21 protein-coding genes, 2 tRNA genes and 1 pseudogene are annotated in these 26,724 nt (G+C 64.2%); 18 read left to right on the top strand and 6 right to left on the bottom strand.

Annotated elements, in window-relative coordinates; translation table 11 throughout:
* Window positions 1-16: 16 nt before the first annotated feature.
* Both L630_RS22115 and selD read right to left on the bottom strand, forming a co-directional pair.
* Window positions 17-715, bottom strand: coding sequence for a hypothetical protein (locus tag L630_RS22115; protein WP_024847278.1), 699 nt, complete (start codon window positions 713-715; stop codon window positions 17-19).
* A gap of 78 nt (window positions 716-793) precedes the next feature.
* The gene (selD, locus tag L630_RS0105510; RefSeq protein ID WP_024847279.1) at window positions 794-1,846 is read right to left on the bottom strand and encodes a selenide, water dikinase SelD; all 1,053 of its coding nucleotides are present in this window, start codon (window positions 1,844-1,846) and stop codon (window positions 794-796) included.
* Window positions 1,847-2,046: 200 nt separating this feature from the next.
* On the opposite strand from selD, the gene fdnG reads away from it, so the two are divergent.
* The 10 genes and pseudogenes from fdnG to L630_RS0105560 all read left to right on the top strand — a co-directional run bounded on the left by fdnG (window position 2,047) and on the right by L630_RS0105560 (window position 13,222).
* Complete coding sequence (gene fdnG, locus L630_RS0105520) at window positions 2,047-5,127, top strand: formate dehydrogenase-N subunit alpha (RefSeq protein WP_144708778.1); 3,081 nt, start codon at window positions 2,047-2,049, stop codon at window positions 5,125-5,127.
* A 14-nt stretch (window positions 5,128-5,141) separates the two neighbouring features.
* Window positions 5,142-6,113 (top strand): formate dehydrogenase subunit beta, encoded by a 972-nt coding sequence (gene fdxH / locus L630_RS0105525; protein ID WP_024847282.1) that lies wholly within the window; start codon window positions 5,142-5,144, stop codon window positions 6,111-6,113.
* A complete protein-coding gene (locus L630_RS0105530) occupies window positions 6,110-6,853 on the top strand; it encodes a formate dehydrogenase subunit gamma (protein ID WP_024847283.1) in 744 nt (247 codons plus the stop codon). Before fdxH ends, L630_RS0105530 begins: the two co-directional genes overlap by 4 nt.
* 86 nt (window positions 6,854-6,939) lie before the next feature.
* On the top strand, window positions 6,940-7,857 hold the full coding sequence (gene fdhE, locus L630_RS0105535) for a formate dehydrogenase accessory protein FdhE (RefSeq protein ID WP_024847284.1): 918 nt from the start codon (window positions 6,940-6,942) through the stop codon (window positions 7,855-7,857).
* A 337-nt stretch (window positions 7,858-8,194) separates the two neighbouring features.
* The gene (gene selA, locus L630_RS0105540; RefSeq protein WP_034329460.1) at window positions 8,195-9,595 is read left to right on the top strand and encodes an L-seryl-tRNA(Sec) selenium transferase; all 1,401 of its coding nucleotides are present in this window, start codon (window positions 8,195-8,197) and stop codon (window positions 9,593-9,595) included.
* Window positions 9,582-10,355: a tetratricopeptide repeat protein gene (locus L630_RS22120; RefSeq protein ID WP_051473102.1), complete on the top strand. Its 774-nt coding sequence runs from the start codon at window positions 9,582-9,584 to the stop codon at window positions 10,353-10,355. The genes selA and L630_RS22120 overlap by 14 nt, the downstream gene beginning before the upstream one ends.
* A pseudogene (gene selB, locus L630_RS22390) lies at window positions 10,352-12,178 on the top strand (selenocysteine-specific translation elongation factor); the annotation flags it as partial. The gene L630_RS22120 and the pseudogene selB, both read left to right, overlap by 4 nt.
* A gap of 102 nt (window positions 12,179-12,280) precedes the next feature.
* Window positions 12,281-12,376 (top strand) — tRNA-Sec (locus L630_RS0105550).
* Window positions 12,377-12,393: 17 nt separating this feature from the next.
* Window positions 12,394-12,849, top strand: a complete 456-nt coding sequence (locus L630_RS0105555; RefSeq protein ID WP_024847287.1) for a hypothetical protein — start codon at window positions 12,394-12,396, stop codon at window positions 12,847-12,849.
* The gene (locus L630_RS0105560; protein ID WP_024847288.1) at window positions 12,836-13,222 is read left to right on the top strand and encodes a hypothetical protein; all 387 of its coding nucleotides are present in this window, start codon (window positions 12,836-12,838) and stop codon (window positions 13,220-13,222) included. Before L630_RS0105555 ends, L630_RS0105560 begins: the two co-directional genes overlap by 14 nt.
* Window positions 13,223-13,277: 55 nt before the next feature.
* On the opposite strand, the gene L630_RS22775 is transcribed toward L630_RS0105560, so the two are convergent.
* Complete coding sequence (locus L630_RS22775; RefSeq protein WP_144708777.1) at window positions 13,278-13,676, bottom strand: hypothetical protein; 399 nt, start codon at window positions 13,674-13,676, stop codon at window positions 13,278-13,280.
* Between the two features lie 908 nt (window positions 13,677-14,584).
* Between L630_RS22775 and L630_RS0105565 the strand changes: the two genes are divergently transcribed.
* On the top strand, window positions 14,585-15,472 hold the full coding sequence (locus L630_RS0105565; protein WP_024847289.1) for an SMP-30/gluconolactonase/LRE family protein: 888 nt from the start codon (window positions 14,585-14,587) through the stop codon (window positions 15,470-15,472).
* Window positions 15,473-15,495: 23 nt separating this feature from the next.
* Window positions 15,496-16,470: a sialic acid TRAP transporter substrate-binding protein SiaP gene (locus L630_RS0105570; protein ID WP_198019534.1), complete on the top strand. Its 975-nt coding sequence runs from the start codon at window positions 15,496-15,498 to the stop codon at window positions 16,468-16,470.
* Between the two features lie 94 nt (window positions 16,471-16,564).
* Here L630_RS0105570 and L630_RS0105575 read toward each other — a convergent pair whose 3' ends face one another.
* Together L630_RS0105575 and L630_RS0105580 are read right to left on the bottom strand one after the other, a co-directional pair.
* Window positions 16,565-17,593 carry a stealth family protein gene (locus L630_RS0105575; RefSeq protein ID WP_024847291.1) on the bottom strand — a complete coding sequence of 343 codons (1,029 nt, stop codon included), beginning with the start codon at window positions 17,591-17,593 and terminating at the stop codon, window positions 16,565-16,567.
* 191 nt (window positions 17,594-17,784) lie between these two features.
* A tRNA-Ser gene (locus tag L630_RS0105580) sits at window positions 17,785-17,874 on the bottom strand.
* Between the two features lie 344 nt (window positions 17,875-18,218).
* Between L630_RS0105580 and L630_RS0105585 the strand changes: the two genes are divergently transcribed.
* From L630_RS0105585 to L630_RS0105610, 6 genes are all read left to right on the top strand, one after another.
* Window positions 18,219-19,541 carry a hypothetical protein gene (locus tag L630_RS0105585; RefSeq protein ID WP_245263666.1) on the top strand — a complete coding sequence of 441 codons (1,323 nt, stop codon included), beginning with the start codon at window positions 18,219-18,221 and terminating at the stop codon, window positions 19,539-19,541.
* Between the two features lie 126 nt (window positions 19,542-19,667).
* On the top strand, window positions 19,668-20,972 hold the full coding sequence (locus L630_RS0105590; protein ID WP_024847293.1) for an ABC transporter substrate-binding protein: 1,305 nt from the start codon (window positions 19,668-19,670) through the stop codon (window positions 20,970-20,972).
* Window positions 20,973-21,345: 373 nt separating this feature from the next.
* Entirely contained in the window at window positions 21,346-22,230 is an 885-nt protein-coding gene (locus L630_RS0105595) for a branched-chain amino acid ABC transporter permease (RefSeq protein WP_024847294.1), read from the top strand.
* A gap of 2 nt (window positions 22,231-22,232) precedes the next feature.
* Window positions 22,233-23,192 (top strand): branched-chain amino acid ABC transporter permease, encoded by a 960-nt coding sequence (locus L630_RS0105600; protein WP_034329463.1) that lies wholly within the window; start codon window positions 22,233-22,235, stop codon window positions 23,190-23,192.
* A complete protein-coding gene (locus tag L630_RS0105605; protein ID WP_024847296.1) occupies window positions 23,189-23,923 on the top strand; it encodes an ABC transporter ATP-binding protein in 735 nt (244 codons plus the stop codon). Before L630_RS0105600 ends, L630_RS0105605 begins: the two co-directional genes overlap by 4 nt.
* A complete protein-coding gene (locus L630_RS0105610; RefSeq protein ID WP_024847297.1) occupies window positions 23,916-24,623 on the top strand; it encodes an ABC transporter ATP-binding protein in 708 nt (235 codons plus the stop codon). The genes L630_RS0105605 and L630_RS0105610 overlap by 8 nt, the downstream gene beginning before the upstream one ends.
* 321 nt (window positions 24,624-24,944) lie before the next feature.
* On the opposite strand, the gene L630_RS0105620 is transcribed toward L630_RS0105610, so the two are convergent.
* Window positions 24,945-26,054, bottom strand: coding sequence for an NADH:flavin oxidoreductase/NADH oxidase (locus L630_RS0105620; protein WP_024847298.1), 1,110 nt, complete (start codon window positions 26,052-26,054; stop codon window positions 24,945-24,947).
* Window positions 26,055-26,724: the final 670 nt, after the last annotated feature.

Genomic DNA, 26,724 nt, shown 5'->3' on the forward strand with positions numbered 1-26,724 from the left:
AGCGGAAACTCGGCGCTCAGCACTCCGTCTGTGCGCTGGCGACGTCGCCCGGATTCGCCTCATCCAGCGGTGGGGGAGGGGACTGGGGGCCTTCCACAGCTGTCTCGCCCGTGATGGGGTCAAGGCCCGTGGCGACGGCGGGATGTTCCTGCTGCGGCGAGGTTTCGATCGGCTCCGTCTGATTGGTGCCAATGAAGGAGCCGCCGGTTCCTCCTGTCCAGCCGCTGGAGCCCGAACCGCCGGGCGCGGTCCCCGAATCAGCTCCCTGAACCGGCTGGGTCTCGGAAGCGGAGGGGCCGTTGGCCGCGGCGACTTCGCCAGATTCCTCGCTGCTGTCCGTGCCGGAGCTGGCGGTGGAGGTGTCTGAAGCTGATCCCGCAGTGCTTGTTTCTGCTTCGGCTGACGCGACATTGCTGTCTGGTGCCGTCGCATCGGCACTCGCGCTGGTGCTTGCAGATGTTGTGGCATCCAGCGAGCTGGCGAGATCGTCAGTGCTGCCGGAAGGGGCTGCGCCGGTGTCGACGCAGTCGGTGCGCCTGGACTGGGTTTCCGGAGCCACATCCTTGGCCGCCGGCGCCTCGGAGCCAGCGGGCTGCTGCGCTGGTGCGGCTGCCGGGGCATCCTGCTGCACCGGAGCTGTGGTGGTCTGCGCCCAGGCAATCGGCGCGGTCATCATGGCTCCTGCCAGCGGCAGGGCGAAGAGCATGCGCTTCATCATTACCTCCATCATGGTTGAGGCAAGAACAGATGAAGCGCGATTTCGTTGCGTAGGACGGTCCGGCCGGAGCTAAGGCTACTCGACCACCACCTGCGCGGGCCCATGTTCTATGCGGCCGACGATGGAGGCGCGCGGATAGCCGTTGTCGCGGATATGACGAACAAGGTTCTCCGCCTCATTCGCCGCGACCGCCACCAGCAGGCCGCCGGAGGTCTGCGGGTCGGTCAGGATGTGGCGGCGCCAGTCCTCAAGGCCCTCCGGCAGGACGACGCTTTCGCCATAGCTCTTCCAGTTGCGGTGCGAGGCGCCCGTCACGCAGCCATTTTGCGCGAGTGCCTCCGCCTCGCTGAGAAGCGGAAGCGAGGCGAGGTCGAGCTTCACGGTCAGGCCTGCGCCCCGCGCCATTTCGAGCGAGTGGCCCAGGATGCCGAAGCCGGTGACATCGGTCATGGCGCTGACAGCCGGGTGTGCCGCAAGCTCGGCGCCGATCTTGTTGAGCAGCGTGGTCGAGGCGACCATTTCCTCATAGGCCGAGTAGGAAATTTGGTCCTTCTTGATCGCTGAGGAATAGATGCCGATGCCGAGCCCCTTGGTGAGGATGAGGGCATCGCCTGCGCGCGCATGCGAGTTGCGCTTCACCTGCGCGGTCGGGCAGGAGCCGATGACCGCAAGACCGTAGACGGGCTCCGGGCAGTCGATCGAGTGGCCGCCAGCGACGGGGATGCCGGCTTCGGCGCAGATGGAAGCGCCGCCGGCCAGGATCTGGCGGATGTCGGCCGGGTCCATCTTGTCGATCGGCATGCCGACAATGGCGAGTGCGAAGATCGGCTTGCCGCCCATGGCGTAGACGTCGGAGATCGCGTTGGTCGCGGCGATGCGGCCGAAGGTGTGCGGATCGTCGACCATCGGCATGAAGAAGTCGGTGGTGGCGATGATCGAGGTGGTTCCGTCGAGGTCCCAGACGGCGGCGTCGTCGGCGGTCTCCGTGCCGACAAGAAGGTTCGCAAACGGCCCCGCCTGCGGCATCTCGCTAAGCAGATCCTGCAGCACCGCAGGCGCCAGCTTGCATCCGCAGCCTCCGCCGTGTGCAAGACTTGTGAGGCGCGGCTTTTCCGTCGGTTTGTCCATCTGTCGACCTCGAAGTTTTTCACTAATGCCGGAACACTATACTGAGAAATGTCGGTAACAGGAGTCCGCATCAGGTAACATGAGTAATAAGATCATGTTTTATGACTTGACAGGTCTTTTGACAGACCCGGATTGCGCAGGTAGCATCCTCCCAGAGTCTGGTGAATTCCAGTCTGAAACCCTTTTGCAGGGAGGTTCTGATGAATATGGAAATCTCTCGGCGAAGTTTTCTGAAAGGCGCGGGCGCGGGCGTTGCAGCAACAACGATCGGCGCTTTCGGTTTTGGGGAAGCGGAAGCCGCATTTGTTGAAGGCCTGAGGCCCTACAAGCTTGCAGGGACGACGGAAACCCGCAACACCTGCCCGTACTGCTCGGTGGCTTGCGGCGTCATCATCTATTCGAAGGGTGACATCACCCAGGGCACCGCTGAGGCGGTCCACCTCGAGGGCGACGTAGACCATCCGACCAACCGCGGTACGCTCTGCCCGAAGGGCGCGGCGCTGCTGGACTTCATCAAGTCGGAAACACGCCTGACCAAGCCAAAGGTCCGTCGTCCGGGCTCCAACAAGTTCGAGGAGATTTCCTGGGAGCAGGCCCTCGACGAGATCGCGCGGCACATGAAGGAAGACCGCGACGCGAACCTCATCGAACGCAACATGGATGGCGTTCCGGTGAATCGCTGGACTTCGACCGGGTTCCTCGCCGCATCGGCGACGACCAACGAGACAGCCTGGCTCACGTACAAGGTTGTCCGTTCAACCGGTATGGTGGCTTTCGACAACCAAGCGAGAGTCTGACACGGCCCCACGGTGTCCAGTCTGGGCCCAACTTTTGGTCGTGGTGCAATGACGAATTCGTGGACGGATATCCGTAACACGGATTTGGTGATCATCATGGGCGGCAATGCCGCCGAAGCACATCCCTGTGGTTTCAAGTGGGTCACGGAGGCCAAGGCCAACCGTGGCGCAAAGCTCATCGTCGTCGATCCGCGCTTCACGCGCTCGGCGTCGGTTGCCGACTACTACGCGCCGATCCGTCAGGGCACGGACATCGCGTTCCTGCTCGGCGTCATCAAGTACTGCATCGACAACGACAAGGTGCAGTGGGACTACGTCCGCGCGTTCACCAACGCCGCCTACATCGTCAAGGAAGGGTTCGACTACAAGGACGGCCTCTTCACCGGCTATGACTCGGAAAAGCGGGACTACGACCGCTCGACGTGGGACTACGAGATCGGCGAGGACGGCTATGTCGTCACCGACGAGACGCTGCAGAATCCCCGCTGCGTGTGGAACCTGCTGAAGAAGCACGTTTCCGTCTACACGCCGGAGATGGTGGAGCGCATCTGCGGCACGCCTAAGGACAAGTTCCTGAAGGTGGCCGAGATGATCTCGGAGTGCTCGACGCCTGACAAGACCATGACGTCGATGTACGCGCTGGGCTGGACGCAGCATTCCAAGGGTTCGCAGAACATCCGCTCGATGGCGATGCTGCAGCTGATTCTTGGCAATATCGGCGTCCGTGGCGGCGGCATGAACGCGCTGCGCGGTCACTCCAACATCCAGGGCCTCACCGACATCGGCCTGATGTCGAACCTGATCCCGGGATACCTCAACATCCCGACCGAACGGGAAGTCGCCTACGCGACCTACATCGGCTCGCGCGGGTTCAAGCCGCTTCGGCCGAACCAGATGAGCTACTGGCAGAACTATCCGAAGTTCTTCGTCTCCTTCATGAAGGCGATGTGGGGCTCGGCAGCGACGCCGGAAAACGACTTCGCGTATCACTTCCTGCCGAAGCTCGACGTGGCGTCCTACGACGTCCTGCGGGCCTTCGAGATGATGGATCAGGGGCAGATGTTCGGCTACTTCTGCCAGGGCTTCAATCCGCTCCTTGCCTTCCCGAACCGCGGGAAGCTGACCCGGTCGCTGTCGAAGCTGAAGTACCTGGTCATCATGGATCCGCTGGAGACGGAGACGGCCCGGTTCTGGGAAAACCACGGCACCCACAACGACGTCGACACGGCGTCGATCCAGACCGAGGTCTACCAGCTTCCGTCCACCTGCTTCGCCGAGGACGAGGGCGCGCTGGTCAACTCCGGCCGCTGGCTGCAGTGGCACTGGGCTGCACAGAACCCGCCGGGCGACGCGAAGGCCGACACCTGGATCATGGCGCAGCTGCACCTGCGGCTGAAGAAGATGTACCAGGAAGAAGGCGGCAAGTTCCCCGATCCGATCCTCAACCTGACCTGGCCATACGCCAATCCGGACGAGCCTTCACCGGATGAGCTCGCCCGCGAGCTCAACGGCTATGCGGTGGCCGATTTGCGCGACCCGAACGATCCGACCAAGGTGGTGCTGGAGGCGGGCAAGCAGGTTCCGAACTTCGGCACGCTGCGCGCCGACGGTTCGACCGCCTGCGGCTGCTGGATCTATTCCGGCTGCTACACCGAGGACGGCAACATGATGGCCCGCCGGGACAATAATGACCCGGATGCCACCGGCGCCTATTCCAACTGGGCGTTCTCGTGGCCGGCGAACCGGCGCATCCTGTACAACCGCGCTTCCTGCGACCTTGACGGCAAGCCCTGGGATCCGTCCCGCAAGCTGATCGAGTGGAACGGAGAGAAGTGGGTCGGCTATGACGTGCCGGATATCGCCGTGACGGCGAATCCACGCGAAGTCGGGCCGTTCATCATGAACCCGGAGGGACAGTCGCGACTGTTCACCCGCGGCATGATGCGTGACGGACCGTTCCCGGCGCACTACGAGCCGTTCGAGTCGCCCGTCGCCAACGTCGTCGCCCCGGCGATCCGCGGCAACCCGGTTGCCCGCGTCTTTGCCAGCGACCGCGAGGAGTTCGGCGATGCGGCGGAGTTCCCGTACGCGGCGACCTCCTACCGTCTCACTGAGCACTTCCACTACTGGACGAAGCACGTCTGGGTGAACGCCGTTCTCCAGCCGGAATTCTTCGTCGAGATCTCGGAAGAGCTTGCGGCGGAGAAGGGCATCGAGAAGGGCGGCTGGTGCCGGGTCTGGAACAAGCGTGGTTCCGTCCACGCCAAGGCGGTCGTCACCAAGCGCATCCAGCCCCTCGTTTGCGACGGAAAGCCGGTGCACATCGTCGGCATTCCGCTGCACTGGGGCTTCACCGGCGCGGCCAAGAATGGCTGGGGCCCGAACACGCTGACCCCGTTCGTGGGCGACGCGAACATCGAGACCCCGGAGTTCAAGGCGTTCCTTGTCAACATCGAGCGGTCCGACGGACCGGCGACAGCGTAGGGGAGGATTGAGCCATGACCATCAACGTCAATCCGCCTGTCGCTCCCGACACCCAGCAGACGATGGGACCGCAGGACTACATCCGGCGGTCGGCATCGAAGGTGCCGGAGCCGGAACGCAAGCTCGAGCCGGTCGCCAAGCTCATCGATGTGTCGAAATGCATTGGTTGCAAGGCCTGTCAGTCGGCATGCCTGGAGTGGAACGACCTGCGCGAGGAAGTCGGGGTCAATGTGGGCGTCTACGACAACCCGCACGACCTGACCCCGAACACCTTCACGCTGATGCGCTTCACCGAGTGGGTGAACGACGAGACCGGCAATCTCGAGTGGCTCATCCGCAAGGATGGCTGCATGCACTGTGCGGATCCGGGCTGCCTTAAGGCTTGCCCGGCGCCGGGCGCTATTGTGCAGTACTCGAACGGCGTCGTCGACTTCGTCCACGAGAACTGCATTGGCTGCGGCTACTGCGTGCAGGGTTGCCCGTTCAACATCCCGCGCATCTCCAAGGCTGACAACCGCGCCTATAAGTGCACACTGTGCTCCGACCGCATCGCGGTGGGCCAGGGCCCGGCCTGCGCCAAGGCATGCCCGACAAAGGCGATCGTGTTCGGCACCAAGGAGGAGATGAAGGCCCATGCGGAAAAGCGCATCGAGGACCTGAAGTCTCGCGGCTACGACAATGCCGGCCTCTACGATCCGCCGGGCGTTGGCGGTACGCACGTCATGTACGTGCTGCACCACGCCGACCGGCCATCGCTCTATGCGGGCCTGCCGGACAATCCGCGCATCTCGCCGGTGGTCGAGGCCTGGAAGGGCGTGACCAAATATGCGGGTCTTGCGCTGATGGGCTTTGCCGCGGCAGCAGGCGTCGTTCACATGGCGCTGTCCGGCCGCAACCGCGTCAGCCGCGAGGATGACGAGGAAGCTAGGCGCCTGGCTGCGCAGGCACCGGCCGCCGAGCCTCAGGATGGGGAGCCGCGCGCATGACGGATACCATGATGCATGGCGCTCCGCGTCCCGCACCGCAGGTCAGCAAGAAGGAAATCGACCGCGGGGATAAGCTGATCGTCGGGCCGGAGGTCCAGGTCAACCGCTACACGCGATGGGCGCGCATCAACCACTGGATCACGGCGATCAGCCTGATCCTGCTCGCACTCAGCGGCCTCGCGCTGTTCCACCCGTCGCTCTACTGGCTGACCGGCCTGTTCGGCGGCGGGCAGATGACACGCTGGATCCATCCGTGGATCGGCGTCGTGCTGTTCGTCTCGTTTGCGGGGCTGTTCATCCGCTTCTTCCGGCTGAACCTGCCCTCGCGCGAGGACGCGCAGTGGACGGCGCGGATCGGCGACGTGCTCAAGGGCAACGAGGAAAAGCTGCCCGAAGTCGGTAAGTACAATGCCGGCCAGAAGTTCGTCTTCTGGGCGATGTCGATCCTGATCATCACGCTGATCGTTTCAGGCCTCGGCGTCTGGGAGGAATATTTCTCCGGCATGCTGACGATCCCGCAGCGCCGTATCGCCGTCCTCATCCACTCGATGGCCGCTGTGGCGATCATCTGCGTGTGGATCGTCCACGTCTATGCAGCCTTCTGGGTTCAGGGTACGCTCGGCGCCATGACCCGCGGCAAGGTGAGTGGCGGCTGGGCCTGGCGCCATCACCGCAAGTGGTTCCGCGCCCTTGCGGCCTATGGCCAGCGCGAGAAGATCAGCAGCGCCGACAAGCGCTGAACATGCAAGCATCCGGTCCGGCGAAATCCTTCGCCGGATCTTCATCCGAGAATGCCGCGTGGCCCGTGCGGCTCGTGGAGGACCGAATGCCCCGCAGAATTCCCGTCCAGGGAGATGTCACCCAGATCGGCGAAGTCAGGACCCCGCCCATTGCGCGGGTGCCGGACCCTGTCCGCCTGTTCGAGCGGCGCGCGAAGCGCTTCGAGGTCCTGTCGGGACCGGACGGCATCGGGCCGTATCTCGGCTTCCTCGCCGGCATCGCCCGCGCGCAGCACGAGCTCGCGCAGGAGCTGCCCGAGCCCGAGGCACCGGCTGAGGCGAGCCTCGACCGCGCGCTCGAATACGGCATGCCGCCGCTCGACCGCAACGCCTTCACGCCCGACGAAGAGTTCCTGTCGCTGAGCGAGAAGCTGTTTGGAAAGCTGGAGACGCTCCAGAAGCCGAAGGCCGCAAAGGCCGCGCTCGAGAGCGTGCGCAAGGCCACCCAGGCCGAACTGACGGCGATCGTTACCGACCTGATGGCCGATTCCGTCCCTGTCGAGCGCATGGCGGAATACGGCTATGTCGCCGCCGCCCTGCAGCTGCGCTTCGTGCGCCTTGCCTCGACGCTGCCGGAGCGGGAGCTGAAGCCGGTCGGCGATGGCGCCTGCCCGGCCTGCGGTGGCCCGCCGGTCAGTTCCCTGATCGTCAACTGGCCGCACGCGAGCGGTTCGCGCTTTTGTTCCTGCGCGCTGTGCGGGACGCTCTGGCATCATGTGCGCATCAAGTGCGCGATCTGCTCGTCAACTAAGGGTATCCGCTACCAGGAGATCGAGGACGGCCCCGGCACGATCAAGGCCGAGACCTGCGACGAGTGCGGCTGCTACGTAAAGATCTTCAACCAGCAGAAGGACGTGTCGCTCGACCCGTTCGCCGACGACGTCGGCAGTCTCGGCCTCGACCTTCTGATGAAGGAGACGAAATTCCGTCGCGGCTCGTTCAACCCGTTCCTCCTGGGCTACTAGGAGGCGCGGCGATGCGGGAGGCGCGCCGGGCTGGCGACGAGCTGCCACTGACGTGGGGGAAGGAGCTGCTGTTTGTACCCCCACCCCTAACCCCTCCCCNCAAGGGGGAGGGGGATGTTGGTGCGCCTGAAACGCTGGAGCGACGGGGCCGAGACGGCTTCAGACGGTCGAAAGAGCAGGTTTCACTTCCTCGCGTCGTGTTCACTCTTGCCGATGGTGGCCTCAGCTTCTCCCGCGAGTTCGAGTTGCGCGGACTTCTCCGTTCCCCCTCCCCCTTGTGGGGCGGAATGAGGGGTGGGGGTAGGCCCGGGTCGAGCACCGGTACGGGGGCTTGCGCATGAACACGGCGTTCCGCTCCATTCCGTCCGTCGATGCGGTGCTTCGCTCCGGAACCGGTGCCGTGCTGGTCGAACGCTTCGGGCGCGTCGAGGCGACTGCGGCGATCCGCCGGCAGCTGGATGCCCAGCGTGAGGCGGCGCGAAAGGGCGAAGCGCTTGCGGATGCCGACGGCGTTGCAGCTGCCGCGATGGCGGATCTCGGAGCAAGCGCCATGAGCTCGCTGCGCCCGGTCTTCAACCTGACCGGCACGGTGCTGCACACCAACCTTGGCCGCGCGCTGCTGGCAGAAGCCGCGATCGAGGCTGCCGCCGGGGCGATGCGCAATGCGGTGGCGCTCGAATTCAACCTCGACAGCGGCAAGCGCGGCGAGCGCGACGATCATCTGCGCCGCCTCATCTGCGAACTGACCGGGGCGGAGGATGCAACCCTCGTCAACAACAATGCGGCGGCGGTGCTGCTCGTCCTCAATACGCTCGCTGGAAATGGTGGCGGCGCAATCGTCTCGCGCGGCGAGCTGATCGAAATCGGCGGCGCGTTCCGCATGCCCGACATCATGGCGCGCGCCGGTGCACGGCTGATCGAGGTCGGCACCACCAACCGCACCCATGAGAAGGATTATCGCGGCGCCCTTGCCGAGGAAGGCGTCTCGCTCGTCCTCAAGGTGCACACCTCCAACTACCGCATCGAGGGCTTTACCAAGGAAGTTCACGCGCCGGAGCTGTCGCAAATCGCGCATGAAGCGGGCGTGCCGCTCGTCAACGATCTCGGCTCCGGCACGCTGGTCGATCTGGCAAAGTGGGGGCTGCGGCGCGAGCCGACCGTGCGCGAGGCGGTCGCGGAAGGCGCCGACATCGTCACCTTCTCGGGCGACAAGCTGCTCGGGGGACTGCAGGCCGGCTTCATCGTCGGCCGCAAGGAGCTGATCGCAAGGATCAACAAGAACCCGATGAAGCGCGCACTGCGTGTAGACAAGCTGCGGCTTGCCGCGCTCGAGGCGACGCTGAAGCTCTATCGCGACCCCGACCGGCTCGCTGAAAAGCTGCCGACGCTGCGGCTGCTGTCACGCCAGCGCGAGGACATCACTGCGCAGGCTCTGGCGCTCTCGCCGAAGGTGCAGTCGGCGGTGGGCAGCGATTTCGCGGTGCAGGTCATCGACTGCGCCAGCCAGATCGGCTCCGGCGCCCTGCCGCTCGACACGCTGCCCTCGGCCGGGCTTGGCTTCCGCCCGGTTTCGGGCAGCGGCAGCACGCTCGACAGGCTGGCGGCGGCGCTGCGCGCCCTGCCGGTGCCGGTGATAGGCCGCATCGCCGACGGGATGCTCGTCCTCGACCTTCGCTGTCTTGAGGACGCCGAAGCCTTCCTCGCCAATCTAAGCAGGTTGAGACATGGGCTGGCTTGATCGGCTGCTGCCGAAGCGCAAGCGCGAGGATGACGACATGGCGGTGGCGCTCGCGGCGGCAAAGGCCGGCGACTACGCGACCGCACTTGCGATCTGGGAGCCGCTGGCTCGCGCCGGCAATGCCCGGGCGCAAAACAACATCGCCGCCTGCTTCTCCGGCGGCTACGGCGTTAAGCCGGACCCGGAACTCGCCGCCAAGTGGCTGAAGCTGTCGGCTGCGTCGGGCGATCCGGTCGGCCAGCGTAACCTTGCGACGCTCCATTTCCGCGGCGAGGGCGTGCCGCAGGACGACGCCGAGGCGATGCGTCTCTACCGGCTGGCCGCCGAGCAGGGCGATGCGGTGGCGCATGACATGCTGTCCTGGATGTATGCCGAGCAGGGCGACTATGCCGAGGCGCGGAGCTTTGCTGAAAAGGCTGCCTCGCAGGGCGTTGCCGCCTCGATGACGCGGCTCGGCAATCTCTATCACGACGCTCTGGGCGTACCGCGCGATCCGGCCACCGCCGTGAGCTGGTGGCAAAAGGCCGCCGAACGCGACGATGCCGACGCGCAGGCGATGCTGGGGGCGGCGTACCTCACCGGGTCAGGCATTGCGCGCGATCCGCGCGAGGCTCTCATCTGGCTGCTGCGTGGACGCGATGGCGGCTCCAAGCTCGCCGGCAATTTCATCCCCGCCGCCAATGAGGCGCTGACGCCCGACCAGCGCGCCGAGGTCGCACGCCGCGCAGCAGAGCCGCTTGCCGGAACGGGTGAGCCATGATCGTTGGCACCGCCGGCCATATTGACCACGGCAAGAGTGCGCTGGTGCGCGCGCTCACCGGCGTCGAGACGGACCGCCTCAACGAAGAAAAGGCGCGCGGCATTTCGATCGACCTCGGCTTTGCCTACCGGACTTTCCCGAATGGCGAGCGCATCGGCTTCATCGACGTGCCGGGCCATGAGCGCTTCATCCATACGATGCTCGCGGGCGCCGGCGGCATCGACTATGCGCTGCTGGTGGTTGCCGCCGACGACGGCGTGATGCCGCAGACGCGCGAGCACCTGGCGATTCTCGACCTTCTTGGGGTTAAGCGCGGCATCGTCGCCATCACCAAGGCCGATCTCGTCAATGAGGACCGGCTGCTCGCCGTCGAAATCGAGATCGAGGGGCTGCTTGCCGGGACCGGACTCGAGGGCGCTGAAGTTCTGCCCGTTTCCAGCGTCACCGGCCTTGGCGTCGACACGCTCGAAGAGCGGCTCGCGACCGCTTCCGCCGAGATCGGCCGGAGGAGCGCGGGCGGGCGGTTTCGCCTTGCCGTCGACCGTTCGTTTGCGCTGCAGGGGGCGGGCACTGTCGTCACCGGCACGGTGCTCAGCGGCGAGGTGCGAGTGGGCGACGCTGTCGTCATCAGCCCGTCGGGGCTGCCCGCCCGCGTACGCTCGATCCATGCCCAGAACCAGAAGGCGGACATCGGCCGCGCCGGCGACCGCTGCGCGCTCAACCTTGCCGGCGAGCGCATCGGCCGCGACGCGATCTCGCGCGGCGATATGGTGGTCGACGAGGCGCTGCATGCGCCGACCGCGCGCATCGATGCGGAGCTCTACGTCCTTCCTTCGGAGCCGCGGCCGCTCGGCCAGTGGTTTCCGGTCCACCTGCACCATGCGGCGGTGGAAGTGCCGGCCCGCATCGTCCTGCTCGACGACGACCAGCTCACACCTGGCGGGAAGGCGATCGTCCAGCTTGTGCTCGACCGCCCGATTGCGGCGGCCGCCAGCGACCGGTTCGTCATCCGCGACACCTCGGCTCAGCGCACCATAGGCGGCGGCAGGTTCCTGGACCTGCGCGCGCCGGCGCGAAAGCGCCGCTCGCCCGAGCGCCGCGCGCAGCTCGATGCGCTCATGCGCGACAAGCCAGCTGCCATCGTGGCGGCGTTGCTCGACGCACCGCCCTACTTCATCGACCTCGACCGCTTCGCGCTCGACCAGGCGCTGGGTGAGGCTGAGACGGCGCAGCTTATTGCCGACGTCATCCGTATTCCGCCCGAGACCGGCACCATCGTCATGGCCCCGGCGCGCTGGCTGCGGCTGCGCCAGAAGATGCTCGCCGACCTCGAAGCGTTCCACGCCGAGAACCCCGACCAGCCGGGCATCGGCATGGAGCGGCTGCGGATGATGGGCGAGATCCGCCCGCCCGCGCCCATCTACCGCACCATCCTGCAGGGCCTGCAGCGCCAGAACGTCATCTCGCTCGACGGCGCGTGGGTCAGGCTTGCCTCGCATGTCGTGCGTTTCTCGCCCGAGGACGAGGCGCTGTGGCGGCAGATCGAGCCGCATCTTACGGGCGCCGAACGGTTCCGCCCGCCGCGCACCCGCGACTTCGCCCACATGTTCGGCGTCGACGAGCAGCACATGCGTGCGCTGCTCAAGCGCGCCGGCCGCATGGGGCTTGTCCACGAGGTCGCGCACGACAGCTTTTTCGCCCGCTCCGTCATTGCGGCCATCGTCGAGATCCTGCAGGATATCGCGGCGGGGAAGGAGAAGGGCGAGTTCGTCGCCGCCGACCTTCGCGACCGTCTCGAAAACGGCCGCAAGGTGTCCATCGAGATCCTCGAATTTCTGGATCGCCACGGTGTCACCATCCGCCGCGGCGACCTGCGCCGCCTGAATCCGCACAGGCTCGACCTGTTCGGCTCGTCAGGCACGGGAGGAGGAGAAGCGTCCCCGGTGGGGCGTCCGGACTTCAAATCCGGGTGGGGCCGTGAGACGGTCCCAGGTGGGTTCGACCCCCACTCTCCTCCGCCAGCTTCCGGGAGGGGCGAATGAGCGAGATCCATCCCTTTATCGCCGCCCTTGAAAGCGAGGCGAAAGCCCGCGAGGCGGCCGAGGCCGAATTCCGCCGCGAGATGAACAGGAAGGTCGCCGAGCTCGCCGAGGCGCGCGCCTTCGCCTTCCGGCGCATGAACGTCATGCGCGCGCTGTTCGACATGGTGTCAGGCGCGGAGGACCGGGAAGCGGCTATTGCCAAGGCGGTCCGGGCGCTGCGCGACCGGCTCGGCTGGGTGGAAGACAGCGAGGCGCGCACCGAGGTGCTGGAGCGCTATGCCGAAGTCGCGGGCGCGGCCTTCGACGCCACCCACCCGCGCGAGGAGGACGAGGCGCCGGACCCCGCGAAGGCGCTGGCCGAATTCGAAGAATGGTACGCCTCGACGCGCGAAAAGCCGTTCTGGGTACTGTTCGAGCACTACATGCCGGAGACGCAGCTTGTCGATTTTTGAGACGCGACCTGCGCTGTTCGACAAGTGGCTTCCGGCCGAATACCGCCGGCGCGGCGATTTTTTCGTGCTCGTCGTGCTGGTCGACATCCGCGGCACGTCGATCGACCTGCTGCGCTCGACCTTCATCAACGTGATCGGCGACGAGACGCGCTGGCGCGAGATGCGCGACCTGCTTGACGGCTCGGGCGTGAAGTGGAACGGCGTGGCCTTCTTTCCCGTCGACAGCATCGCGGGGCCGGTCACCAACGATCTGGCGCGCTCAAAGCTGCGCGACCTCGAAACCACGCTGCGCGAAGACCGCCGCCACCTCAACAAGGGTCACTTCTTCGACCGCAACGGGCGGAGGATGAAGGTCGAAGAGGTGATGCATTAGGGGGGGCGTAGCGTTGACGCACCAACAACTGAGATCCATAAAGAAGACCATTGCGTCAAATTCGCTTTGCTAGGTCACCTACCGTTGGTTTGTTAAACGGCTTCGGTTTATCTGGGCTTTCTACTATCTCTTCAATCTCAGGGGAGAAGCGACCCATAGCAACTCTGAAAGTGGAACTTCTTCTTATTACCTTTTTATTCCCGCTCTCATAATCTATTGAGCGAAGAGTGCTTATCCGTTCTTGAACATGGATGATTTCTCCACGTCCAACCACTTGCTCTAAATAGCCAAGAGATTCGTTTGTGTCCGGGTCAAATATCTCGTCGGCAAATCTATATATTACATACTCGTTTCCAATTCTTTCGCCATCGAGCGAGCCGACATTGAGTATAACCTCGAATGCGTTTAATACCTCGGCTACCTTTACAATCTTTTCTTTCGGCGAGTCATCCATTCGACGGCACTCCCGGTTTCAGGACGATCTTGTCAAAATAGTCTCGCGATCCTGAATCTAAATTTTCCCATACGTGTTTTGCACTCTCCAATTTTTGCGTAACTACTACCTGGATTCTTTTGTCATCTTGGATCACGTAAACTTGGCCAAGGCCAATGAATCTCTCGAATGAATTCTCCTCCTTTACAAATATCGCATATACAGAACGATATGATAACCAGTCTGCCGGAGAGAAGAGCAATATACTTTCTGCGTTATCCGCATTTATATATAGTATGACGCGCGGCCTAACTAGATCCGAGCTGGGTCGAGCCAATAATAAGTGTATAACTGTTCCTAGAAAAAAGAACAGAGACGTCGCCACTAGTATTGATGTAGCTGGTCCGTCCATGAAGGGGTCGGTCGGTAGCGTTGTAGCTAGAATCCAACCTAGAAAGGCGGCAGCCGCGAAAGCGAACCCCCAACAAGAAATTGGTGAGGAAAAGCCTCTTGAGACGCGTATCAGAAAGCGCTGAATATTCTTCAGCGTTGCTTTTAGTGAGTCCCGCAAGAAAATGGCGGGTGTGTTCGTCTGGACGATGACCCCCGGTACAGAGTAAAATGGTATTACATGGGACTGCAATTGAACGCGAACCGCTTGGGTCCAGTTGCTGCGACCGACCCATGTCTCCACCGTTCCGGCATGGATGCCCGGGTCATGGCCGGGGCATGACTAAGTGGAGGCGCTTCGAGCAACTGCGGGATCTCGTCACGAGACTGGCACGCCGCAATTGCCATTGGCTTATCCCCCACTCTTGACCCGTCCTCGCCGCAACGTGATAACCGCTGAGGAGGAATTTTCAGCGCGGGGCCGCCAGTAACAGCTGGCAGATGCATTCGCGCTGACGCTCAGGGGGAGGGGCAATCGCGTGACCGTTTCCGTATCATCCGCGCGCGTGGAGTGCGTTGTTCCCACACGGGACCAGCTTGGCGAAACGCCCCTTTGGGACGAAAGCAGTCAGCTGCTGTGGTGGCTCGATATCGAGCGGCCGAAGCTGCAGTGGTACAACCCCGCCACCGGCGCGCATCGCTGGATCGGCATGCCCGGCACCTATGCCGGCTCGCAGGCGCTCGGAAAGGACGGGCGGCGGCTGGTCGCGATTGATCTTGAGCTAAAGTGGCTGGAGGTCGAGGAGGGCCGGTTCACGCACTTCGCTACGGTCGAGACGGGCCTCGACAACCGGCTGAATGACGGCCGGGTGGACCCCAAGGGGCGCCTGTGGATCGGCACGATGGACAACGGCCTCGCGACGCCGAATGGCAGCCTCTACCGTGTCGATCCGGACGGGGCCGTGACGCGCGTTACCGGCGATATCATCGTCAGCAACGGCATCGCCTTCTCGCCCGACGGCAAGGTGCTCTACTTCACCGACACGCGCCGCTACCAGACCTGGGCGTTCGACGTTGATCCCGACGACGGCACGGTGACCAACCGGCGGCTGTTTGCCGACTATTCCGACGTCCGCGACCGGCCGGACGGCGCCTGCGTCGACGTTGACGGCTGCATCTGGCAGGCGTTTTTCGCGGGCGGCCGCGTCGTGCGCTACCGGCCCGACGGGCAGATCGACATGCGCATCGAGCTGCCGGTCAAGAACCCGACCTGCGTGTGCTTTGGCGGCAGCGACCTGAAGACGCTCTACGTCACCACCGCCACCAAATTCCTGACGCCGGAGGAACGGGAGGCGCAGCCGCTGTCTGGCGCACTGCTCGCCATCCATGGCGTCGGACAAGGAATGCCGGAGCATCGCTTCGGCTAGACGTTCTCGGAGGAACAACTGGAATGAACATGACCCGCAGGATCATGCTGGCTGTGGGAGCCAGCCTGCTTTTCACATGCGCAGCCGCGGCAGAGACGATCAAGCTGCGCTTTGCCGATTCGACCACGGCTGACGCGCCGCGCTCGCGCGCGCTGGTCGAGATCTTCGCCAAGCGCCTCGGCGATGAGTTCGTGTTCGAGCCCTATTTCGCCTCGACCCTCTACAAGCAGGGCACCGAGATCGTCGCCGTCCAGCGCGGCAATCTCGAACTGGCGCTGATGCCGCCGTCGGATTTCGCCAAGCAGGTGCCGGCCTTCTCGATCCTGACCGCGGCCTATCTCGTGCGCGACGCGGCGCACCTCAAGGCGATCTTCAACAGCGAGATCGGCGATGAGTTCAAGAAGATGGCGCGCGACGAGATGGGCATCGTCGTGCTCGCGCCTGCCTATTACGGAACGCGCCACGTCAACCTCAAGGGCGACAAGAAGATCGAGAAGCCCGAGGACCTTGCCGGCATCAAGCTGCGCATGCCGGGCGGCGAGGCCTGGCAGTTCCTCGGCGAGTCGATCGGCGCCAATCCGGTCGCGCTTGACTATGCGGAGGTCTACACCGGCTTGCAGACCGGCGCGATCGACGCACAGGACAACCCGCTGCCCAACAACAAGCTGATGAAGTTCCACGAGGTGACCGACCAGATCGTGCTGACCGGCCACAATGTCGGCTTCGGCCTGCTGCTCATCAGCGCAAAGCTGTTCGATTCGCTGACGCCCGAGCAGCAGAAGCGGATGCAGGAGGCGGCGGACGAGGCCTTTGCCTGGAGCGACGCCGAGTACATCAAGCAGGAAGAGGAACTGATCGAGTACTTCAAGGGTGAGGGGCTCGAGGTCTACACACCTGACGTGGAGGCCTTCCGCGCCTACGCCAACAAGAAGTACCTCGAATCCCCGCTGTCGAAGGACTGGCCGGAAGGGATGCTCGAGAAGATCAATGCGCTCTGATGCAAATGGGCCGGATGGCGGCATGCTCGCCGTTCGGCCTCACCGAAGCTCGCCAGAGGAATAGTCCGGCCTGCCGTCATACCGGCGCCGCGCCTTACTCGTCAGGCTGGCTAGCCATCGAATCAATTTCCCGCATCCAGTCCAGCACGGAGGCAGGCAGGAAGCCTGCAAACTTCCTGGCCAGGACGTCGCGCAGCGCCTTCAGGTCGCGAGGTGCGAACTGCTCGAGGTTTTGAATGCAGCCGAACAGGTAGCGCTCGAGCCGGATGTCGTCGAGCTTTGCGGGGCTCAGATTGTCCGCCTTGAGATAGGCGTCCGCCGGCGGCCGGACCTCGATCGTGCCTTGCCTGAGATGGAAGTGGTGCGACACTCCGGCCGGCAGGAACTGGTCGGCCGTCCGGAATCGCGGCGCGAGCTGTTGCGCCAGCTTGTCGGGATGCTCTTCGAATAAGTCCCGGAACACGCTCTTCGTGAGGGTCTGCGGGCTGTGGCCCACCTCCACGAACTGCTGCAGGCCGAAGAGGGTGGATGATCTGATCTGCGCGGAGCGGAAGCCGGGATAGACATTTCGGCCGAGCGCCGAAAGCAGCACCTTTTTCAGATACAGTCTCGCCACGTGATGGAAGTTCGGCAGCACCCGCCCGTAAACGACCACCTTTCCGTCTTCGCCGACGAAGTCGGACGGTGACAAAGGCGCATTGATGAAGAAATCGTCGTTCAGGTAGACGAAGTTTTCCGACAGGCCGGGTATCCGCCACAGCATCGCTTCGATGGTCAGCGAATTGAAGGTCGGCAGGTACTGCTCGTAACCGCGGAAGATCTCCTTGTGGTCGACGACCACGATTCGATCCGCTTCACAGATGCCGGCGCGGGCGAAGTCGGCCAGATGGCGGGGCGACTGGTCGGCAGTCACCACGTAGATGCGACGGATGAAGCCCGCATGTTTGAGGATCGACGCGATGCAGTAGTAAATCTCGCCGCGATCGGAAAAGCGGGAGGCCGCGGAGGCGCTGGTTGATACGGCCTTGCCATTGCCCTCGAGATAAAGGCCTCGCTTCGCGGCATGAGCCGGATCGTCGCCGTCGACCCAGGCGATGACCGCGTCGATCGGCTTGGTAGTCATCATTGCTCCGCAAACAGTCTCCGCGCCCGCCGGGGGTCATCCGTGGCACGTTTAGTTCATCCGGGACTTGTAGCACAACCGTCAAAGGCCACCGAACGGCGCGGGCACCCCTATCTGGTAGTTGAAGCGCGAACTGCCTTCAGCAGGAATGAGACGGGCGCGGAACGATCAGATAAAGGGAAAAGAAGCGCTGGCGGAGAGGGAGGGATTCGAACCCCCGATGGGCTTGCACCCATGCCGCATTTCGAGTGCGGTGCATTCAACCACTCTGCCACCTCTCCGCGGTGCGTGGTCGGCCATCTCTGGCGCGGGCGCACACATAGCGAACGGCGAGCGGTCCGACAAGGGGAAAACTTCGCCAAATGCATGCGTCCTTCATTCTTTCTGCCCCGGCCGCGCAAACGCCGCGGCAAGCAACGTCCCCGGCGTTGCCGAAAACCGTGCGCATCAACTAGGTTCAGCCGGTAGCCGCGATGCGCGGGGAAGGATGCAGAGAATCACCGGGCCAAATTGCCGGGACAGAAGCCGGCGGAGCAGAAGCGCATGCGCGCGCCTTGCGGCCGCGCTGGCCGCGGTATGCGTGGTGCTCGGCGAGGCGCTGGCCCATGCCACGGACCGAGGCCATGTGCTGCTTCTGCCGACAAACTATTATCTTGCTGGCGGCGCAGTCGCTGTGGCGCTGACCTTCGCGGTGCTGGCGGTCGGCTCGCTCACCGTCCTCGACCGATTTGCCGATGTCCGCATCAGGCTTTTCGCGGTACCCGACAAGCTGCTGCTGGCGGGAAGCTTCATCTGCCTGGCATTCTTGGCAGCACTCGTCGTGATCGGCTTTATCGGCAGCCGCGATCCGCTGTCCAATCCGCTGCCGCTGATGGTCTGGACGGTAGTCTGGGTCGGACTGACGCTCCTGCAGGGCATCGCGGGCGACCTCTGGCGCTGGATCAATCCCTGGTACGCGCCGGCGCGGCTTCTTTCTCGTTTGCTCGGGCGCGGCACGGGCGATCGCATGCCAGCGTGGCTAGGCTACTGGCCGGCCATCGTCCAGTTTTTTGCCTTCGCCTGGTTCGAGCTCGTCTACCCGGCGCCGGATGATCCGGCACGGCTAGCGGTGGCGGTCTCAGTCTACTTTACCGTGAACCTCGTGGCTGCAGTCGCCTTCGGCTATGAGGCGTGGATGCAGCGGGGCGAATGCCTTTCCGTGTTCCTGCGGATGATTTCGCGGCTCGCGATCCTCGACAGCAAGGATGATGGAGAAGGGCGCAGGTGCCTTGCCCTGTGCCTTCCGGGCGCGAAGCTCGTGGGGGCAAAGCCGCTGCCGCTGTCGGGCACATTGTTTCTGTTGCTCGCGCTCTCCACCGTCTCGTTCGACGGGCTGATGCGCACCTTCTTCTGGTTCGGCCTGTTCGGCATCAACCCGCTCGAATTCACCGGCCGAAGCTCCGTCATCGGCATCTCAACCTTTGGCCTGATAGCGATGTTCGTGCTGCTGGCGGCCGCGTTCCTGCTGGCCGTCTGGCTCGGCGAGCGGCTGACGCGCGCTCCGGCGGGCTTTGGCCGCGCGGCGGGCACGCTAGTGTGGTCGATCATCCCGATCTCGATGGCCTATCACTTCTCGCACTATCTCGTCGTGCTGGTGATCAATGGCCAGTATGCGCTCTCGGCGTTGTCCGATCCGCTGATGAACGGTCTCGACCTGTTCGGTACGGCCGGCATGCATGTGCAGGCGGGGCTGCTGATGGGGGCCCAGTCCGCGTGGCTTGTGTGGAACCTGCAATCGGCTGCGATTATCGGCGGGCACGTGCTTGCGGTGCTCGTCGCACATGTTATTGCCGCACGGCTTTACGGGAGCGCGAGAGACGCAGCGTCAAGCCAGCTGCCGCTGGCGGCGCTGATGGCCGGTTATACCGTGTTCGGCCTGTGGCTGCTCTCCTCCCCGACGGCCGGGTGACAAAACCGTTCCTGCAAATTGCCTTGTTGCGGAACGGTGGCCTAACCCTGTACCAATTGACGTAGCGTTGGGCAGGCTGTGCGGGGATGCGCAGCGTTCGGCGCGGGTTTGTGAAGGGGATCAATGATGACCGACATCGTGCATTCTTCCAGCATCCTGACAAGTTCGATATCCCGACGCAGCGCCCTGAAGGGGCTTGGCGCCGCGGCCGCGCTCGGCACCACACCGGGCTTCGTGCGCTATGCGCAGGCGCAGTCTTCCGCACCGATCAAGATCGGTTTCCAGGCACACCGCACAGGCATCGGCGCCGCCTATGGGCGCTGGTACGAGCGCACCACCGCCGCCGCCGTGAAGGCGATCAACGAGGCCGGCGGCATCAACGGCCGCCCGATCGAGATCGTCATCGAGGATGATGGCACCGACGCCGCACGCGGCGCCGAAGTGGTCGAGAAATTCGCCAACCAGCACAAGGTTGACCTGATCTACGGCACGCTGTTCAGCCATGTCGTCGTCGGGTCCTCGCCGGCGGCGGGCGAGCTCAAGATCCCGTATTATGTTGTCTCCGAGGGCTATCACGTCGCCTCCGGCAAGATGAACCGCTGGGTCGTGCAGCCAGGCATCACCGACGTGCGCCAGCAGTGCCGCTCGGTCGCACCGTGGATCATGAACAATGTCGGCAAGAAGGTCACGATGATCTATCCGGACTATGCGTTCGGCCACGACCACCGCGACTTCTTCGCGCCGGCCGTCGAGGAGCAGGGCGGCCAGGTGGTGGCGAAGATCGCCATCCCGCCCACCGAGACCTCCTTCACCCGCTATTTCCCGCAGATCCCGTCGGACATCGACGTGATCTACCACGTCATGGTCGGCCCGGCCGTGCTCACCTTCGTCAAGGAACTCGGCGAGTTCTACGGCGGCAGCGGCCCGAAACTGTTCGGCTTCATCGACTCACTCGAGGCGGTCGACATCAACAGCCCCGGCCTCGAATTCCTCGAGGGCTCGCACTTCTGGGAAGGCTCGCCGCGCTACCTGCAGGCGAATGCCAGCGAACATGAGAAGGCCTATCGCGCAGCCGTCGGTCTCGACGACAATGGCGCCAGTGTCAACGACCCGAAGGACGTGTCGACCGCGGCGCACATGTTTGGCTGCTGGGAGACGCTCTACATCATCAAGCAGGCGATGGAAGCGGCTGACTACAAGGGGCCGGAAGATCGCGCCAAGCTGATCGAGGCGACCGAAGCCATCACCGACATTCCGGAAGGCGCGGAGCATCCGCAGGGCGCAAAGGTGTTCAACGGCAAGCTCCACCAGGTGTTCGGTACGCAGAACATCTCGGTGGTAGAGAACGGCCGCCTCAACGTGGTGCACCGCACCTCGATCGAGGACGGCCTGTACGAACCCGAAGCCGACTACACCACCCAGCCGCTTTGAGGCGCAAGCTGATCCGGCTCCGCTGGCACAAGTCCGCCCTGGCTGAAGCCTCTCCCCGCGTGCGGGGAGGGGAAAGGTCGGTGCGGCGATGTGAGGGGAGCGGACAAGGGCAGCAGGGGAGTTCCTGCGACCAGCTCTCCTTGGTGCCCGAACGCGCGGCCGCGACGGGATTTGCACCCCAACCCCTTACCCCTCCCCACAAGGGGGAGGGGGATTTCAGCGTTATCCCTCAGCTAGAGCCGCGTGGTTTTGCTGCGGTGGTTTTTCAGAAATCGATCGGTGCAAACCTCTCCCGATCCCCCTTCCCCTTGTGGGGAGGGGTTAGGGGTGGGGGTAAATTGCGCCGACAGTTTACGCATGCAGGGAGAAGCTGATGTCGTTCGGCCCGATGTTCCTGCTGGCGACGATGGAGGGCCTCGTCATGGCGGCGGTGCTGGCGCTGACGGCGCTCGGCCTGTCGCTGGTATTCGGCGTCATGCGCATCGTTAATGTCGCCCATGGCGAGATGTTCATGCTGGGCGCCGTGCTGGCCTGGGCGATCTCGACTGCATTCGCCGGCCATCCGTCCATCGGTTTCGTCGCCGCGCTCCTCGTCGCGCCACTCGTGGTTGGCGGTGTGGCGATGCTATCCGAGCGGCTGGTGCTACGCCAGCTGAACTATGATCCCGAGGCGACGATCGTCGCCACCATCGGCCTTCTCTACATCATCCAGCAACTGGCCTTGACCTTCTATGGCGCGGATGCACGGCCGGTGCAGGCGCCGTTCAACGTGCGCGTCCAGCTGCCCTGGTTCGGCTATTCCGGCTACAAGCTGTTCGTGATCTTCGCCGCCATCGTGCTGATGCTGGCGACCTGGTTCGTGCTGACGCGCACGAAGATCGGTCTCATCATGCGGGCCACCCAGTATGATCGCGAAACCGCGCTCGCCTTCGGCATCCCGGTCGACCGCGTCTATGCCGGCGTGTTTGCGCTCGGCGCGATGCTGGCGGCAACGGCGGCGGTGCTGGTCGTGCCGATCCAGCAGGCGCACTACCTGATGGGGCGCGACCCGCTGCTCCTCTCCTTCATCGTCGTCATCATCGGTGGCCTCGGCTCGCTGCGCGGCACGATCATCGCCGCGCTGCTGATCGGCCTTTCCGACGGCATCATCTCGACGCTCTATTTCTCGCCGACGCTGGCAAAAATGCTGGCGACGCTGCTGGTGGCGATGGTGCTGGTGTTCCGCCCGCAGGGCCTGTTCGGGACGGTGGCGAAATGACTATGCCCCGCTCGACCCGCAAGGACATTTTTCTGCACCTCGCCGTCATCGCGGTGCTGCTTGCCGCCAATTACGTGCTGCCCGAATACCATCGGAGCGTGTTCTCGCGCGTGCTGGTGCTGGCCGTCTTCGCGATGGGCTACAATCTGCTGTTCGGCTACACCGGGCTGCTCAGCCTTGGCCACGCGATGTTCTTCGCCGCCGGCATGTATGGCGCGGGGTTACCGATCTACCATCTCGGCTGGAACGTGCCGGTTTCCTTTGCCAGCGGCATCGTTTCGGGCGCGCTGCTGGCACTGGTGATCGGACTGCTTGCGCTGCGCACGACTGGCGTCGCCTTCATGATCGTGACGATGATGTTCGCGCAGGTGGGCTATCTCACCTCGCTGTTCTTCACGACCTGGACGCGTGGCGAAGAAGGGTTGGTGCTGACGCCCGCCATGCGCACGCTTGACCTTGGCGGCACGGCGATCAGCCTGTCGGAGCCATCGCTGCGCTACCTGATCGGCTGGGCGCTGTTCTCGATCGTGCTGCTCCTTTCGCTCTGGCTGGTGCGCTCGCCGTTCGGGCGCACGCTGGTCGCGATCCGTGAGAACGAGGAGCGGATGCGCATGCTGGGCTACGATACTTTTCGGGCAAAGCTGTCGGCGGTGGTGCTTTCCGGCACCTTCTGCGCGGGGGCCGGTGCTGCCTACGGCATCCTGTTCGGTTATGTCGGCTCGGGCTTTGCCTCGATCCAGTACTCTATCCTGCCGCTCCTCTGGGTGCTGGCGGGTGGCGCCGCGACCACGCTGGGGCCGCTGATCGGCACGTTCTTCATGTTTTACATCATCGACTACACGTCGGGTCTGACGTCCGCTTATCTGCTGCTGGTCGGTGTGGCGTTGATCCTGCTGATCCTGTTCTTCCCCAAGGGGCTGCTCGGGACCATTCGCGAGAGGTGGGCGAAATGGCTGCCATGACGCCGCTCATCGAGACGAGGGGGCTGACGAAGCACTTTGGCGGACTGAAGGCTGTTGACGGGGTCGACTTCCGGCTTGACAAGGGCGAGATCCGTGCGGTGATCGGCCCGAATGGTGCCGGCAAAACCACCTTCGTCAGCCTGATCTGCGGCCGCATCCAGCCGTCGGAAGGCACCATCCTGCTAGACGGTGCGGACATCACGAGCATGCCGGCGCACAAGCGGGTGCTGGCGGGCATTGCCTACACCTTCCAGATCACCAGCATCTTTCCAAAGCTCACCGTCTACGACAACGTCGCGCTATCGGTGCAGCGCAGGCTGCTGGCAAAAGGGCGCGTCACGCATGGGGCGCTGGCGAGCGGCGTTGAGGAGGCACTCGAGCGCGTCGGGCTCGCGGGGCGCGCGGAAACGCTTGCCGGCAACCTTTCCTACGGCCACCAGCGCCTGCTTGAAGTTGCGATGGGCCTTGCGCTGCAGCCGCGCCTCCTCATCCTCGACGAGCCGACTCAGGGGCTTTCGGACGGCGAGATCGAGACCTTCATTGCGCTGGTGCGCGAGGTCGCGCGCGATGCGACCGTCATGCTGATCGAGCACAACATGCAGGTGGTGATGGAACTCGCGCAGAAGATCACGGTGCTGAGCTTCGGCAAGATCCTCGCCGAGGGCTCGCCGGAGGAAATCCGTGCCAACGTCGCCGTGCAGGACGCCTATCTCGGAGGCAGCCATGGCTGACGCGCTGACGATCTCCGGGCTCGACGCCTATTACGGCGAGGTGCAGGTGCTGCGCGGCTTCGAGCTGACGCTGAAGAAAGGCGAGGTGCTGTGCCTGCTCGGCCGCAACGGTGCCGGCAAGACAACGGCGCTGAAGTCGATCATGGGTCTTGTCAGCGTGCGCGCCGGCCATATCATCAAGGACGGCAAGGATCTGACGAAACTGCCGGCGCACGAGGTGCCTAAGACCGGCGTTGCATACGTGCCGCAGGGCAGGCGGCTGTTTGCCGAGCTCACGGTCGCCGAAAACCTCGAGATCGGCCTGATGACCCGCGGCAAGGGCGACGTTACACGTGAATCGGTGCTGGGGCTGTTTCCGGTGCTGCGCGAGCGCCTGTCGCAGCGCTCCGGCACGCTATCGGGCGGTGAGCAGCAGATGCTGGCAATGGCCCGAGCGCTTTGCATCGAACCCGATGTGCTGCTCCTCGACGAGCCGACCGAGGGCCTGATGCCCTCGATGATTGCCCGCATCCGCGAGGCGGTGGCGGAACTGCGCCAGCGCGGCGTCTCGACGATTCTCGTGGAACAGCGCGTCGACGCGGTGCTGTCACTCGCCGACCGCGTGGCATTTATCGAGAATGGTCAGAACCGCGAGACGGTGCCGGTCGAAGATGTGCGGGCGGATCCGGATTATGTGCGGCGGTATGTGGGGGTGAGCTAGGGGGAGCGAGATGCTCCCTTGCATCATCGGTTCCGGCTGCCCTCTGCCTCACCCTTCGTACCTGCGCTAGACGCCCCCTCCGGCGCTTCGTGCCACCTCCCCCGCTCGCAGGGGAGGATCCTCTGGCTCTGGGCTTCATCAGTGGTGTGCTTACCCCACAACGAAGCCTGCTCGGCTATCCTTTCAACCTGCACGGCATCCGGATCCTCCCCCATTTATGGGGGAGGGGGACCATGCGAAGCATGGTGGGGGGCTGCCGGGGCGAACCGTCTCACAGGAATGTCCTGAGACGAAGCATCCCCGGACGCTCCCCAAAACCTGCTACTTCTTCTCGACGTCGAAGAGCGAGCGCAGGCGATGCGGCTGGCAGCGCAGATACTGGTTGGGCGCCGACACGGTTGCGCCGAGATGCGCTGCCGCATGCCAGGGCCAGCGCGGGTCGTAGAGGATGGTGCGGGCAAGGCCGACCATGTCCGCATCGCCGGTGCTGACGATTGCCTCGGCCTGCTCGTAATCGGTAATCAGGCCCACGGTGATGACCGGCATGTTGACCGCCTGTTTCACCGCGCGCGCCAGCGGCACCTGATAGCTCGGACCGAGCGGGATCTTCTGGTCCGGGTGGAGGCCGCCGCTCGACACATGGATGGCGTCGCAACCTCGCGCTTCCAGAGCCTTGGCAAACTCAATCGTCTGCTCAATGTCCCAGCCGCCTTCGACCCAGTCGGTGCCCGACACGCGGATCGATACGGGCCGGTCGGCCGTAAAGGCCTGACGGACCGCGTCAAAGACTTCCAGCGGGAAGCGCATGCGGCTCTCGGGGCTGCCGCCATACTCGTCGTCGCGCTGATTGGACAGAGGTGACAGGAACTGGTGCAGCAGGTAGCCATGCGCGCCGTGGATCTGGATGCCGTCGATCCCAAGCCGGGCAGCGCGCTTCGCTGCGGCGGCGAAACCTTCGCGGACGCGCTTGAGCCCGTCACGGTCGAGGCTGAGCGGCGCATTGTCGGTGCTCTGGAATGGCACCGCGGATGGCGCGACCGTCTGCCAGCCGTTCGGATGATCGGGCGAGACCTGCTTTCCGCCCAGCCACGGCTTCTCGGTGGACGCCTTGCGGCCCGCATGTGCCAGTTGCACGGCGATCGGCATATCCGACCACCGGCGGACGGAGTCGAGGACGCGGCCCATCGCCGCTTCGGTCCTGTCGTCCCACAGGCCAACATCGCCATAGGTGATGCGGCCTTCCGGCACGACCGCCGTGGCCTCGATGGTCAGGAGCGCGGCTCCCGAGAGAGCCAGGTTGCCGTAGTGGATCTGGTGCCAGTCGGTCATGCAGCCATCTTCGGCCGAATACATGCACATCGGCGCGATGACGATGCGGTTGGCGAGCTTCAGCTTGCCGACCTCGATCGGAGTGAACAGTCGTGATGCCATTGAAATTCTCTCAAGGTGCGGATCTGGGAATCAGGATGAGGTGATGAAAACATAAGACTGACCCGCGGGAAGATGGACAGCCGGTAACGTCATTATGAGAGCTCGTCGCGAAAGGCGGACGGGCAAGGTGTTGTTGGCGAAGTAGCGCAGCGTCCGTCAATTGTGTGCCCATCAGGCCAGCAATCCCCGGTGGGTTAGGGGATCCGACTGCAAGACTGGCTCTGAATGAGCCCCTCCGTCGCCTTCGTGCCACGTCCCCCGCATTGCAAGGGAGGATCCCAAATCGTGCGGGTCGAGACGATGGTTGTCAGCTGTCAACGTGGCCGCTGATGGGGACGGAAGATGTCATCCAGATGTACTTCAGGGTTGGCGCTCTAACAGCCCCCTCCGTCGCCTTCGGCGACACCTCCCCCGCTTCGCAGGGGAGGATCCCAGGGCGTGCAGGTGGAAATAATGCGGAAACGAGTGCCAATGCGTCGCGTAGAAACTCCACCGCGCTGTTGGGCACCCGCCCCTCGGACCGACTGCTGCGACGAAGGGTAGGGACCACAACTCGGGCGAAGGGGCCGCCCCCGGATCCTCCCCCATTTCTGGGGGAGGGGGACCATGCGCAGAATGGTGGAGGGGGCTGCTGGGCACCGGCGTTCCGTCTTCAATCGTCCGACACGCG

The sequence above is a fragment of the Aminobacter sp. J41 genome (genome assembly GCF_000526635.1).
Taxonomy (GTDB): domain Bacteria; phylum Pseudomonadota; class Alphaproteobacteria; order Rhizobiales; family Rhizobiaceae; genus Aerobium.

What these genes read in the sequence shown, in the direction of transcription:
- L630_RS0105600 (WP_034329463.1), top strand. Translation starts at nt 22,233, where the DNA reads ATGCCCCGCTCGACCCGCAAGGACATTTTTCTGCACCTCGCCGTCATC.
- L630_RS0105530 (WP_024847283.1), top strand. Translation starts at nt 6,110, where the DNA reads ATGACGGATACCATGATGCATGGCGCTCCGCGTCCCGCACCGCAGGTC.
- L630_RS0105610 (WP_024847297.1), top strand. Translation starts at nt 23,916, where the DNA reads ATGGCTGACGCGCTGACGATCTCCGGGCTCGACGCCTATTACGGCGAG.
- L630_RS0105605 (WP_024847296.1), top strand. Translation starts at nt 23,189, where the DNA reads ATGACGCCGCTCATCGAGACGAGGGGGCTGACGAAGCACTTTGGCGGA.
- L630_RS0105555 (WP_024847287.1), top strand. Translation starts at nt 12,394, where the DNA reads ATGAGCGAGATCCATCCCTTTATCGCCGCCCTTGAAAGCGAGGCGAAA.
- fdxH (WP_024847282.1), top strand. Translation starts at nt 5,142, where the DNA reads ATGACCATCAACGTCAATCCGCCTGTCGCTCCCGACACCCAGCAGACG.
- L630_RS22115 (WP_024847278.1), bottom strand. Translation starts at nt 715, where the DNA reads ATGAAGCGCATGCTCTTCGCCCTGCCGCTGGCAGGAGCCATGATGACC.
- L630_RS0105575 (WP_024847291.1), bottom strand. Translation starts at nt 17,593, where the DNA reads ATGACTACCAAGCCGATCGACGCGGTCATCGCCTGGGTCGACGGCGAC.
- L630_RS0105595 (WP_024847294.1), top strand. Translation starts at nt 21,346, where the DNA reads ATGTCGTTCGGCCCGATGTTCCTGCTGGCGACGATGGAGGGCCTCGTC.
- L630_RS0105590 (WP_024847293.1), top strand. Translation starts at nt 19,668, where the DNA reads ATGACCGACATCGTGCATTCTTCCAGCATCCTGACAAGTTCGATATCC.
- L630_RS0105570 (WP_198019534.1), top strand. Translation starts at nt 15,496, where the DNA reads ATGAACATGACCCGCAGGATCATGCTGGCTGTGGGAGCCAGCCTGCTT.
- L630_RS0105620 (WP_024847298.1), bottom strand. Translation starts at nt 26,054, where the DNA reads ATGGCATCACGACTGTTCACTCCGATCGAGGTCGGCAAGCTGAAGCTC.
- selD (WP_024847279.1), bottom strand. Translation starts at nt 1,846, where the DNA reads ATGGACAAACCGACGGAAAAGCCGCGCCTCACAAGTCTTGCACACGGC.
- L630_RS22775 (WP_144708777.1), bottom strand. Translation starts at nt 13,676, where the DNA reads ATGGATGACTCGCCGAAAGAAAAGATTGTAAAGGTAGCCGAGGTATTA.
- L630_RS22120 (WP_051473102.1), top strand. Translation starts at nt 9,582, where the DNA reads ATGGGCTGGCTTGATCGGCTGCTGCCGAAGCGCAAGCGCGAGGATGAC.
- selA (WP_034329460.1), top strand. Translation starts at nt 8,195, where the DNA reads ATGAACACGGCGTTCCGCTCCATTCCGTCCGTCGATGCGGTGCTTCGC.
- fdhE (WP_024847284.1), top strand. Translation starts at nt 6,940, where the DNA reads ATGCCCCGCAGAATTCCCGTCCAGGGAGATGTCACCCAGATCGGCGAA.